At 60.5% G+C, this 12063-nt stretch carries 9 protein-coding genes; 7 read left to right on the top strand and 2 right to left on the bottom strand.

Annotated features, from left to right (window positions below; translation table 11 throughout):
- Window positions 1–45: 45 nt before the first annotated feature.
- The 7 genes from B0G71_RS23415 (at window position 46) to B0G71_RS23385 (ending at window position 9079) form a co-directional block, all read left to right on the top strand.
- Complete coding sequence (locus B0G71_RS23415) at window positions 46–1176, top strand: VIT1/CCC1 transporter family protein (protein WP_116144552.1); 1131 nt, start codon at window positions 46–48, stop codon at window positions 1174–1176.
- 512 nt (window positions 1177–1688) lie between these two features.
- Window positions 1689–2867: a glycine betaine/L-proline ABC transporter ATP-binding protein gene (locus B0G71_RS23410; RefSeq protein WP_116144550.1), complete on the top strand. Its 1179-nt coding sequence runs from the start codon at window positions 1689–1691 to the stop codon at window positions 2865–2867.
- A complete protein-coding gene (gene choW, locus B0G71_RS23405) occupies window positions 2860–3762 on the top strand; it encodes a choline ABC transporter permease subunit (RefSeq protein WP_106280865.1) in 903 nt (300 codons plus the stop codon). The genes B0G71_RS23410 and choW overlap by 8 nt, the downstream gene beginning before the upstream one ends.
- 7 nt (window positions 3763–3769) lie before the next feature.
- A complete protein-coding gene (locus tag B0G71_RS23400; protein ID WP_116144548.1) occupies window positions 3770–4768 on the top strand; it encodes a GlxA family transcriptional regulator in 999 nt (332 codons plus the stop codon).
- Window positions 4769–4844: 76 nt separating this feature from the next.
- The gene (locus B0G71_RS23395; RefSeq protein WP_116144546.1) at window positions 4845–5780 is read left to right on the top strand and encodes a choline ABC transporter substrate-binding protein; all 936 of its coding nucleotides are present in this window, start codon (window positions 4845–4847) and stop codon (window positions 5778–5780) included.
- Between the two features lie 318 nt (window positions 5781–6098).
- On the top strand, window positions 6099–8561 hold the full coding sequence (locus B0G71_RS23390) for a DUF6531 domain-containing protein (protein WP_116144544.1): 2463 nt from the start codon (window positions 6099–6101) through the stop codon (window positions 8559–8561).
- Entirely contained in the window at window positions 8558–9079 is a 522-nt protein-coding gene (locus B0G71_RS23385) for a hypothetical protein (RefSeq protein WP_116144542.1), read from the top strand. The genes B0G71_RS23390 and B0G71_RS23385 overlap by 4 nt, the downstream gene beginning before the upstream one ends.
- Window positions 9080–9847: 768 nt before the next feature.
- On the opposite strand, the gene B0G71_RS23380 is transcribed toward B0G71_RS23385, so the two are convergent.
- Both B0G71_RS23380 and B0G71_RS23375 read right to left on the bottom strand, forming a co-directional pair.
- Window positions 9848–11053 carry an IS91 family transposase gene (locus tag B0G71_RS23380; RefSeq protein WP_116144540.1) on the bottom strand — a complete coding sequence of 402 codons (1206 nt, stop codon included), beginning with the start codon at window positions 11051–11053 and terminating at the stop codon, window positions 9848–9850.
- 8 nt (window positions 11054–11061) lie between these two features.
- Complete coding sequence (locus B0G71_RS23375; RefSeq protein WP_258875650.1) at window positions 11062–11985, bottom strand: site-specific integrase; 924 nt, start codon at window positions 11983–11985, stop codon at window positions 11062–11064.
- Window positions 11986–12063 lie beyond the last annotated feature (78 nt).

Below are 12063 nucleotides of genomic sequence, written 5' to 3'. Positions count from 1 at the left end.
CGATTACGCTTCGATGCTGTGGACTCGATAGGCGGGCACAGCACCATGGCATCCAGACGCGAAGTCAAACGATACAAAGCCAATCTCTCCGATGAACTGCACAGCGCCGCGCTGTACGAAACGCTCGCGAAAGTCGAGAAAGACGGCACACGCAAGCAGGTCTACAGCGACCTCGCGAGCTCCGAGCGCGATCATGCGCAAGTCTGGGCCGACAAGCTGAGGGCCAACGGGCTCGATCCGAAGGGCACCGGCCAGGCCGTCAAAACACGTTTGATGAAAGGCCTGGTCCGCATGTTCGGCGCGGGCTTCGTGCTGCCCACGCTGGCGGCCGCGGAATACGCCGATCGCAACAAATACCAGGGGCAGCCGGACGCGGGCCGCATGTCGGCCGACGAACATCATCACGCGGCGATGGTGCAGGCGCTCGCTCATGGCGGCGGCGATGCGAGCCTGTCGCCGGGCGCGCGAATTACCGCGGCCGAGTCGTGGCACAAGGGCGCGGGAGCGGGCAACGACTTGCGCGCCGCCGTGCTCGGCGCCAACGACGGCCTCGTTTCGAACTTCTGCCTGATCATGGGCGTGGCCGGCGCGGGAACCGGCAACAAGGCGATTCTGTTGACGGGACTGGCGGGGCTCATCGCCGGCGCGTGTTCGATGGCGCTCGGCGAATGGCTCTCGGTGACCAATGCGCGCGAACTGGCCAGCACGCAGATCGCGAAAGAGGCGCAGGAGCTCGAAGAATCGCCGGAAGCCGAAGAGCACGAACTTGCGCTGATCTATCGCGCCAAAGGTCTCGACGCGGGCGAGGCCAAACGGGTCGCCTCGCAAATGATGCGCGACAAAGGCAAGGCGCTCGACACGCTGACTCGCGAAGAACTCGGACTCGATCCGGCGGAGTTGGGCGGCAATCCATGGTCGGCGGCGGGCGTGTCGTTCTGCCTGTTCTCCGTGGGCGCGATTTTTCCGGTGATGCCGTTTCTGTGGACGCAGGGGTATAGCGCGGTCGTGCAGTGCGTACTGCTGAGCATGCTGGCGCTCGCGTCGATTGGCGTGTTCACGTCGCTGTTCAACGGACGCAGTGCGGGGTTCTCGGCGTTCCGGCAGGTCGTGATCGGGCTGATCGCGGCTGCGTTCACGTTTGGGGTGGGGCGATTGCTGGGGGTGTCGGTGTCGTGAGCGCTCCATTGGCGAGCGCAACTCGCTGTTGAATGGCAGGAACAGCGGTTTTTGGCCCAGGTTTGCGGTGCATGCGCTTGCTGCGTTGCGGCATCAGGGCCTGCAGACCTCCACGGGCAGCGTTTATCTGCGTCGCATCGCCTCCACTTGCTCTAACGCGACACGCGTCAAAGCGCCCCTCGACACTCTCCAAACCCTTGCCCCACAAGGCTCCGCACCACGCTGGCCAGCGTGCCCAAAAAGCGGGTGTCGTATTTACACATGTGGTTGTCGCAAATAGTCGGCTAGCGATACTTTTTTCTGGCAACTATGTATGCACAGCGCGGACGGGCATTTGTCACCGCAGAAACCATCTTGCATGGGACCGAAGTAAGCGCTAAAGCGCCAACTCCGGTCGACAGCTTTGCATGGGACCGGAGTAAGCGCTAAAGCGCTAACTCCGGTCGACAGCTTTGCATGGGACCGGAGTAAGCGCTAAAGCGCTAACTCCGGTCGACATAGGAGAGTATTCAATGAATTCCCCCAAGGTCGTGGTCGAAGGGTTGTGCAAGGTGTTCGGCACCAACCCGAAACAGGCGATCGGCATGCTGGCAGGCGGCGCGACGAAAGAGGAAGTGTTCGCGCGCACCGGTCAGATTGTCGGCGTCCACAACGTATCTTTCGAAGTCAAGGAAGGCGAGATCTTCGTGCTGATGGGCCTGTCCGGCTCGGGCAAGTCGACGCTGATCCGCCTGATCAATCGCCTCGTCGAACCGACGGCCGGCAAGGTGCTGATCGACGGCCGCGACGTGGCCAGCGTGCCGCGCTCCGAGCTGACGGCGCTGCGCCGCAAGGACATGAGCATGGTGTTCCAGTCCTTCGCGCTGATGCCGCAGCGCACCGTGCTGTCCAACGCGGCGTTCGGGCTCGAAGTGGCGGGCGTGGGCCGCAAGGAGCGCGAAAAGCGCGCGATGACCGTGCTCGAACAGGTCGGCCTCGCGCCGTTCGCGCAGAAGCTGCCCGCGCAACTGTCCGGCGGCATGCAGCAGCGCGTGGGTCTCGCGCGGGCGCTGGCGGTCAATCCGTCGCTGATGATCATGGACGAGGCGTTCTCCGCGCTCGATCCGCTCAAGCGCAAGGAAATGCAGAACGTGCTGCTCGATCTGCAACGCGAACAGCAACGCACCATCCTGTTCGTGTCGCACGATCTGGAAGAGGCGATGCGCATCGGCACGCGCATCGCGATCATGGAAGGCGGGCGCGTAGTGCAAGTCGGCACGCCGCAGCAGATCATCACCAATCCCGCCGACGATTACGTGCGCGCCTTCTTCGAAGGCATTGACACCAGCCGCTACCTGACCGCCGGCGATCTGATGCAAACCGACGCCGTGCCGCTCATGCAGCACTCGCCGCAGATCGACGCGTCGAGCGTGGCCGCCACGCTCAACGGCAGCGCCGACTACGCGTTCGTGCTGGACAGCGAACGCAAGATTCGCGGCTTCGTGTGCCGCGATGCGATGGGCAGCGCCTCGCCGCAGCTCAACCAGATCGAATGCATCCGCCGCACCACGCCGCTCGACGATGTGGTCGAACGCGTGGTGGCGAGCCGCGCGCCGCTGCCGGTCGTCGAAGCCGACGGTTCTTACTGTGGTTCGGTCAACAAGACGAACGTGCTGAACGTTCTCACGCGCCATCGGAGTTCCCATGTCTGAAGTCATTCCACTTGGCGCCTGGGTCGATCACGGCGTTCACTACCTGCTCGACCACGACGCAAAAACTTTCGATTCGATCGGCAAGGTGATCGAGAGCTTTGCCGCGGTGATCGAACACGGCTTGCAAGCAGTGCCGATGTGGGCGCTGATGGCGTTCTTCGTGGGCATCGGCCTGTGGCGGGTGGGCTGGCGTTTCGCGCTGTTCACGCTGCTCGCCATGCTGCTGATCTACGGCACCGGGTTCTGGGATCAGATGGTGATCACGCTCGGTCTCACCTTGTCGTCCACCTTGATCAGTCTGCTGCTCGGCGTGCCGCTCGGCATCTGGACCGCGAAGAGCCGCACCGTCGAGATGATCGTGCGGCCCGTGCTCGACCTGATGCAGACCATGCCGGCCTTCGTCTACCTGATTCCGGCCGCGATGCTGTTCGGCCTCGGCCGCGTGCCGGGGATTCTCTCCACCGTGATTTTCGCCATGCCGCCGGCGGTGCGTCTCACGTCGCTCGGCATCAAGCATGTGAACCGCGAGATCGTCGAAGCGGGGCAGGCGTTCGGCTGCACGCCGTTGCAACTGCTCTACAAGGTGCAGTTTCCGAATGCGCTGCCGTCCATCATGACCGGCGTCAACCAGACCATCATGATGGCGCTCTCCATGGTGATCATCGCGTCGATGGTCGGCGCGGGCGGTCTCGGCAACGACGTGCTGGCCAGTATTCAGCGGCTCGACATCGGGCTCGGCTTTGAAAGCGGACTCTCGGTGGTGATGCTCGCGATCATTCTGGACCGCATCACGGAAAGCTTCGGCCGTTCGCCGGGCACGGCGCGCGCGCCGCTGCTGTCGGGCCTGCGTAGCGTCATGAAAGTGCGCCGCGAGCCGGCCGCGCAACACGGCTGAGCCGCCTATGAAGCGCGATGCGCTCACGCCTGTCGAGCCCGAGGCCGATTCGCCGCTGTCCGGGCTCGCGCACGTCGGTTTTCTGACGCTGCCGAACTTTTCGATGATCGCGTTCACCAGCGCGGTCGAGGTGCTGCGCATGGCCAACTACGTGGGCCGCGCGCAGCACTACCGGTGGTCGGTGATCACGCCGGACGGCGAGCCGGCGCGAGCGAGCAACGGCATCACCGTGAAGCCCACCACGACGCTCGCTGAAGCCGGCATGCCGGATGTGCTGATCGTCTGCGCCGGCTGGCATGTGCGCGATTACGTGGACGACACGGTGATCGCGCTGCTGCGCGATGTCGCGGAAAAGGGCATACCGCTCGGCGGCATTTGCACGGGACCGTATGCTTTGCTGGCCGCGGGCCTGCTCGACGGCTATCGCTGCACCGTGCACTGGGAAGACATGTCGCCGTTGCACAAGAGCTATCCGCATGTGCGATTCGCCGACGAACTGTTCGTGATCGACCGCGATCGCATGACCTGCACCGGCGGCACCGCGCCGCTCGACCTGATGCTGAAACTGGTGGGCATGCGGCTGGGTCAGGCGGTGGCGGCGCAGGTGTCCGAGCAATTCATCGTCGAACGGATTCGCGGCTCGACCGATTACCAGCATATTCCCGTCGACGCGCGGGTCGGGTTTTCGCGCGCGGAACTTGTCGAGGTGGTGCGGCTGATGGAAGCGAATATCGAGGAGCCGTTATCGCTCGATGAACTCGCGCGGCTCGTGCATCTGTCGCAGCGGCATTTGCAGCGCATGTTCAAGATGTTCCTGAGCGTGTCGCCCACGCACTATTACCTGACGCTGCGGTTGCGGCGCGCGCGTGAGTTGCTGCGCAATACGGATGCGTCGATTGCGCGCGTGACGAGCGTGTGCGGCTTTCATTCGGCGTGTCATTTCAGCAAGGCGTATCGCGCGCAGTTCGGGCACGCGCCAAGCGTCGAGCGGCGCTTGTCCGCTTAGCACCCGAGTCATGATTGGCGTAAAACAATCCGCTTCATCCAATCCAGTCGAATATCAATCACTCTAAGGGAACGCCATGAAACGTTTGTGGGCTGCGTCGTTGTGCGCGCTGTCTGTGTCGTCTGTGCTGGCTGCGGAACCTGCCACTTGCCGCGCCGTGCGATTTGCCGACGTCGGCTGGACCGATATCGCGGCGACCACCGGGCTGGCGGCGACCGTGCTTGAGGGGCTTGGCTACAAGCCGACCAAGACGATCGCCTCGGTGCCGATCACGTTCGCCGGTGTAAAGAACAAGCAGATCGACGTGTTTCTCGGCTACTGGTCGCCGACCATGGACCCGATGATCGACCCGTTCAGGAAGTCCGGCCAGCTCAGCGTGTTGCCGACGCCGAATCTGACCGGCGCGAAATACACGCTGGCGGTGCCGGATTACGCGTATCAGTCGGGCATCAAGACGTTTGCCGACATCGCGAAGAACTACGACAAGCTCGACGGCAAGATCTACGGGATCGAGCCGGGCAACGACGGCAATGCGTTGATCAAGAAGATGATCGACACTAATCAATATGGACTCGGCAAGTTCAAGCTGGTGGAGTCGAGCGAGGCGGGCATGCTGGTCGAAGTGAACCGCGCGGTTCGCGACAAGAAACCGATTGTGTTTCTCGGCTGGGAACCGCATCCGATGAACGTGCAGATGAAGATCGATTATCTGTCCGGCGGCGATGCGGTGTTTGGGCCGAACTACGGCGAGGCGAAAGTGCTGACGGTTACGCCGAGCGATTATTCGGCGCGCTGTCCGAACGTCGCGAAGCTGGTGTCGAATCTGCAGTTCACGACCGATATCGAGAATCACGTCATGCTGCTGATCATGAACAAGACCGATCCGAACAAGGCCGCGCGCGAATGGCTGAAGACGAATCCGGCGGTGCTGGACAAGTGGCTGGCGGGAGTGAAGACGTATGACGGGAAGGATGGGTTGCCGGCTGTGAAGGCTTATGTGGCGGGGAAGTGAAGCGGAATTTGTTGAAGGCGGCGGCGAGCGGTCGCTTCTTCTTAGATGCGTCTAACGTCGTTTCGTTTTCTTCTTGTGCCTGCGACTCAGCACTCAACTGACATCCCGCCTGCTGACACCGGATCAGGCGTTTCCGTAGTGTGGCTCGGTGTCATCTGACAGTTGCAATTCAAAGCTCCTACGAGTTACGTCAGTGTCTTTCGACTCGCGTCAGAGTCGATGCAAGGTCGACGTAATTTAGGAGTTGTCGGATATTTCATTTGTCGCTGTCCCTTTAGGGTGCTTGGGCTTTACCAAGTACAACCAATAGGGACAACCATGATAAGAAACAGAATTAAAGAGAGTCCGGCCGGGATCTTGGCCCGCCTGCTGGCCGCATTCATCCTGCTCATGATAGCGTTCGGCGCAAACGCCGCCGATTGCAATGCCGTGTGGGCAGCCACTGGCGCAAAGCCTGGCTCGCCCACCTGTCGGTGGGACGCTTACTCTGGCGTACCCGGCGGCATGCAGTACTACAACTGCGTGAGTTTGCCGCTTATCGACGCGTGGTGTGCCGCACCGGCGGATGATCAGCCCGAGGCCAGTTGTCCGGTTGCTGACCCGGTGTATCCCGGCAGCGGAGTGGTCACGTTGACTGAGGCCGACTTTGTCAGCGGCGACGAGATTCCGATGCTTTTCGCGCGGACGTATCGTTCAAAGTCGCTGACAGCATCGGCGACGGCGATGGGGCCGGTGTGGTTCCATAGCTGGCAGCGTAACCTCGGACTAGCGAATGCCAATAACGGCAGCACGTCAACGGTGCTGGCCTATCGGCAGAGTGGTGAGCCAATTACTTTCGTCTGGTCGGCTGGTACCTGGCGGACCAAGGCATTCACTGGTCTGGCACTGGCGCAGGCCGGATCTGGATGGACTCTCACCGACCTCAGCACAGAGACCGTTGAATCGTATTCCGGCCAAGGCGTGCTGCTGGCTGAACGCACGAAGACGGGCTTTGTTCGCACGCTGAGCTATGACGGTTCCGGTCTGCTGACCACTGTTACGCAGCATGCCGAAGGCACGGATGCCAATAAGGACATCACGCTTCGGCTCGACTACGACGATAAGCGGCGTCTGTCGCGTCTCAATGATCCACTAGGTGGCCTGACTCAGTACGGGTATGACGCGAATGGCAATCTTGTTTCGGTCACGTGGCCGGATGGAAACGTGCGCCGCTACGTCTACGACGACACGCGGTTCAAGAACGCATTGACCGGAGAGATCGACGAGTCGGGCAATCGCATTGCGACGTGGAACTACGATGCTCAGGGTCGTGCGGTGGCGGTTAGTCATCCCGATGCTGGACAGAACGTGCAGTTGGCCTATAACGCGGGCTCGACGGTTATTACCGGTAGTAAAGGTTCCACCACGCTGAGTCTGTCGTCGATCGGCGGCATGCTCCGGCCGACCGGGAGCGCTTCGACCGCAGGCAATACGAACTCGGGGTGGGATGCGTCAGGCAATTTGCTGAAAGACACGGACGCCAGCGGCGGCACGTCCGAATACAGCTACGACGATACCGGGCGCCCGGTTCGGGCGACGGTGAAGAGCGCGGCTGCCACATCGATCACGACGATCCGTTACTCCGACGCGAGCGGTCTGCGTCCGTCGATGATCGCATCGCCAAGGTTGATCCAGTCTTTCGTGTACGACGCGAACGGCAATGTCACAGGGATAAGTGAGACGCCGACTACCGACGCAACCGGCTCCAGCGCTTTCGATGCAACGAAGGCTGATGGGGTGACTACCGCGTACGGCATGACCTACGACGCCAACAACCGGCTTGCTTTTGTGATGCAACTAGCGGACGGAAAGTCCGCGGCTCAGTGGAAGGTCAATCGTGACTCAACGGGTAATGTGTTCGCCATTATCGCGCTAGGAGACATTCCACAAGCGACCGAGTTCATCTCACGCGACGCGGCACACCGTGTCCAGTACGGCTATAACCCAACGGGCGATTTTTATCTCCGTTATGACCGGCGCGGACGCATCGACAACTTCAAGTTCAATGAATATGCGAGTCCGGCGAACGGCGGAATTCGACGCGTGTTCAAGGCGAGGTTCGGCTACTCACCAGATGGACGGGTTGTATCACGCATAGGTACGGTTGCGAACGACGGCAGCGTTCTTGACCTGAACGATGGTACGGACATTCCGATCTCCAGCGACGAAGCCAATCAGTGGATCGATAACTATAACTATGGTGACTCGCCGGTGGGGCCGCCTGCGAATCTTCAGGGCGCGCCACGACTGCTGGGGGATAACTTCCTGGGCACGTCAACCGTATGCAGCGGCTGTCATTTTTCGGCTGGACTGATCGACGGCACGGTACGCGGTATCGCGATGGTCTATCGGCTGTTGCAGAACCCGGTGGTGCGCTATGGCATTGGGCAGGGCGCTAGAAAAGCTGCGGAAAACTGGGATCGCATCAAGCAGATGTGCAAGCCCGCCGCGGAGACAGAGGTGGATGGGATTCCGCCGGGGCGGATCACTTCGGAATATACGGATATCACAACCGGCAGTAGTATGCGGAACATTCGTACTGATGTAGGTAAGGCGGAGTTCGAAGCTAATCTGGTAGAGAGCGGGTACGCGCAGACGCTGAGCAAAGACGGAAAGGCTGATATCTTTACCAAAGGTGAAAGTCAGTATACTGTCCGCGAATATTCAAACTCTGGCGCTATGACCGCGGACGTAAAAGTTGGCGGGGTGAATATAGCGAAGATCAGGCTGGGGGGGAAATGAGTAAAAGCGAATATCTGACAGACCGTCAATCCTTTGATCGCCTGCGGAAGCAAGCGGCCGCAGGGCTGAAAATGGTCACTACCGCAGTTGCATCCAATGCGGCGATTTTCTTTGACTCTTCCGATATTTGCACTTTTCGATATCACAAATTTTTGCGGGCGCTTCTTTCCGAGAGAGGCGAGGCGGAATTTGCGGCGCTCGTGTTACGGCCAGACCCGGAGGCATACTTTTTTCACCATTTTTCAAAATTTTCTGCGCTCATTTTCCGACCTGACCATTCGGACGAGGATTTTGTCGTATCACTCAACTCCGATCCGGGAGGGAGTTTGGCGGATGCATTCGACGCAAACTCTGAGCGGTACATCGTTTTTCCGCTCAGTGGTGAATGGGCGATTTACGCGGATCGCTACCAGGAGTTGGCCGCGATGGCAGGACCACCCGAAGTTCTGGAGTTTGCACGTCAGCATTACCCCTTCGAGGTTCATAAAAAAAATCCGGGGTTTGTGATAAGCGATTAAATTTCCCGCTTTTTCGAGCGAGCAGGCTGACTCCGTCAGCCTGCTCAAGGCCAGTCACAACGATTGGAGAAGTTCCATATTTGAGAAGTATGGAATTTTTGCTCGCTACTGTCCTTGCAAGGTACCGAGAGTTACCGAAGGTGATAAACGATGCACTGTTCGAGACGAGTCGAACGCGGCTTCCGGACCGCGGACGTTTATATCGACGGCACCAAGACAATCAAGATCAGGCTAAAGTGAAATGGAAAAGCAAATCTTTGTCGGCGAGCCGGCTGAGTTTCATGACTTGTGGGTACGCGCTACCGCGAGCGTGCGGCGACTTAAGCAAACGCCAGAAGATAATGCAGAGCGTTTTTTCGTTAGCGATCGCGGCTACAGGCGCATCACCAGGCCCATTGAGATCAGTCCAATGCAGAGCGTTTTTTCGTTAGCGATCGCGGCTACAGGCGCATCACCAGGCCCATTGAGATCAGTCCGCGATCGGTAACTAAAAAACCGTTTGCGCTAAACCGCTCCGCAGGCGGTGACCGCTATGGGCATTGAATGACTGCTGCGGTAATTTGCGAGGCCCGTGGTGGGTTATCGCACCTGTGCTCGACACAGTCGCGTGACGCCCGCGTGGCGAGAGACGCACGAATGTAGTGAGCCGCGGGCAAAGGCTTTGACGTTTTGTGCCATTCGGGTGCTGCGACGAATCGAAGGTACGAGTGCAGCCGCGCTTGCCTCGTCGGGATAGGCAAACGTGTCCAAAAACAGGTGCATTGGCAACTAGTGTGCATGGACGGAAGCTGGCGGGGCTCGTGGGAGGCTACCGGGCATACTTTCAATACGGAGCATGTGGCCCGTGCCGCACACGGGGCAGTCGCGCAGCGACTTGCCGGTCAGTCGCTGGTAGCGGTCACGGTAGTCTTCGCTGGGCTCGGCTGACGCAGCGGCGGGAGCCTCGACGCCGAGCAGTTGCCGGCAGGTAGCGAGCCTGTCAGACCGGTGGCAGTTGGCCATCCACCCGTAGCTGCGGATGTGCCTGAAGCCCTCGGGCAGCACATGCAGCAGGAAGCGGCGAATGAACTCGTGGGCCGTGAGCGTCATGGTCCTTTGCCTGGCCTCGTGCCGGTAGTCCTTCCAGCGGAACTGCACGGTGCGCTCGTCGAAGGCAAGCAGCCGGTTATTGGAGATGGCGACGCGATGGGTGTAGCGGCCCAGGTAGTCGAGCACGTGTTCGGCGCCACCAAACGGTGGTTTCGCGTAGACGACCCAATCCGCGTGAGCAGCGGGCGCGAGCCAGGCGGCGAACGCTCGCGGGTCACGCAACGGCTCAAGCTGGCCATGGAAGCGCAGCGCGCCGGCGTCAAACGCGCGGCGCAGCTGTCCGAGAAACAATCGGCGAAAGAGCCGTGAGAGCACCCGCACGGGCAGGAAGAAGCCCGGACGGCAGGCGATCCAGCGCTCGCCGTCCGGGGCGATGCCACCGCCTGGCACCACGCAATGCACATGGGGATGATGCAGCAGATTCTGCCCCCACGTATGCAGGATTGTGATGAAGCCGATCTCGGCACCCAGGTGCTTCGGATCGGCGGCGATCGTACGCAGCGTCTCGGCGCTGGCGCGAAACAGCAGATCGTAGAGCGTCTTCTTGTTCTGCAAGGCGAGCGCAGCGATGGATTCGGGAAGCGTGAAGACGACATGGAAGTACTCGACCGATGAAAGGAGTTCCGCGCGCCGACGTTCGAGCCATTGCGCACGAGCGAGCGACTGGCACTTCGGGCAGGCGCGATGCCGGCACGAGTTGTAGGTGATGCGCTGATGTGAGCACGTATTGCACTGCTCGAGATGGGCGCCGAGCGCGGCGGTACGACACAGTTCGATGGCGCTCATCACGCGACGCTGGGCACGACTGAGCCCCTCGGCATGGGTTTGCCGATACTGAGGGCCGCAGCGGCGGAAGATGTCCGCCACTTCGATCGCCGGCCGCATGACTGCGTTCAGACGTCCTCTGGCACAGCGGGCCCAGACGGAATGGGTGCGGGGTGCGGAAGCAGGTCGAAGGGGCTGGTGGTGGAGCACACGGTGCTCGTGGCCACTGTCAGGTACCGCGAAGTGGTGGCAAGGGACCTATGACCCATGAGCAGTTGGATCTTGCGCACATCAGTACCGGCTTCGAGTAGATGAGTGGCGAACGCGTGCCTCAGCACATGCGGCGTAATCGGCTTCTGGATGCCGCTGCGCTGCCGTGCCCTGTTGCATGCCTGCCAGATCGCGGCAGTGGTAATCGGGTGTCCGGGGATGTCGCCGGGAAAAAGCCAGTCGCGAGGGTGAGCATTGAGCCAGTACGTTCGCAGGATCTCGAGCAGCCGTGGTGAGAGCATCACGAAACGATCCCTACGGTTCTTCCCCTGGTTCACACGGATGACCATGCGCTGGCTGTCAATATCGGTGGTCTTCAGGTGCGCCACTTCTGAAATTCGAAGACCGGCGGCATATGCGGTCATCAGAATGGCACGGTACTTCAGGCTGGGAATAGCGTCGAAAAAGGTTGTTACCTCATCGAGGCTCAGGATGACGGGGAGTCTCAGCGGCTTCTTCGGCAATGGAAAGTCCTCGTCGCTCCAGTCGCGTTTGAGCGTCACGCGGTAGAGGAAGCGCAGTGCACCAATCGTTGGGTGGAGACTGGCGGGCGCTAGCTTGCGCTCTTCCCGAAGATAGATAAGCCAGGCCCGTATCTCCTCGGGACCCAGTAACTCGGGCGAACGGCGGAAGTGCCGGGCGAAGCTTGAAACCTGAAGAAGATAGGATCGCTGAGTATTCTCGGCGAGATTACGGATCTGCATGTCGTGTAACATACGTTGACGCAGTGGCGTCATGGAGCACCTCCTGGAAACAATGATGAAGCCCGGCTTGGCATTCATATATTGCTCCTGGGAAGCGTCCGCTTCTCCTCGCTGATGATCCAGCGCCTGATTACCACCTCCGATGAACGTCAGTTA

This window comes from Paraburkholderia sp. BL27I4N3 (assembly GCF_003386115.1).
Taxonomy (GTDB): domain Bacteria; phylum Pseudomonadota; class Gammaproteobacteria; order Burkholderiales; family Burkholderiaceae; genus Paraburkholderia.
This window is presented reverse-complemented; position numbering and strand designations above follow the sequence as displayed.

Coding starts and splice junctions, on each gene's coding strand:
- B0G71_RS23415 (WP_116144552.1), top strand. CDS start 46: ATGGCATCCAGACGCGAAGTCAAACGATACAAAGCCAATCTCTCCGAT.
- B0G71_RS23410 (WP_116144550.1), top strand. CDS start 1,689: ATGAATTCCCCCAAGGTCGTGGTCGAAGGGTTGTGCAAGGTGTTCGGC.
- choW (WP_106280865.1), top strand. CDS start 2,860: ATGTCTGAAGTCATTCCACTTGGCGCCTGGGTCGATCACGGCGTTCAC.
- B0G71_RS23400 (WP_116144548.1), top strand. CDS start 3,770: ATGAAGCGCGATGCGCTCACGCCTGTCGAGCCCGAGGCCGATTCGCCG.
- B0G71_RS23395 (WP_116144546.1), top strand. CDS start 4,845: ATGAAACGTTTGTGGGCTGCGTCGTTGTGCGCGCTGTCTGTGTCGTCT.
- B0G71_RS23390 (WP_116144544.1), top strand. CDS start 6,099: ATGATAAGAAACAGAATTAAAGAGAGTCCGGCCGGGATCTTGGCCCGC.
- B0G71_RS23385 (WP_116144542.1), top strand. CDS start 8,558: ATGAGTAAAAGCGAATATCTGACAGACCGTCAATCCTTTGATCGCCTG.
- B0G71_RS23380 (WP_116144540.1), bottom strand. CDS start 11,053: ATGCGGCCGGCGATCGAAGTGGCGGACATCTTCCGCCGCTGCGGCCCT.
- B0G71_RS23375 (WP_258875650.1), bottom strand. CDS start 11,985: ATGAATGCCAAGCCGGGCTTCATCATTGTTTCCAGGAGGTGCTCCATG.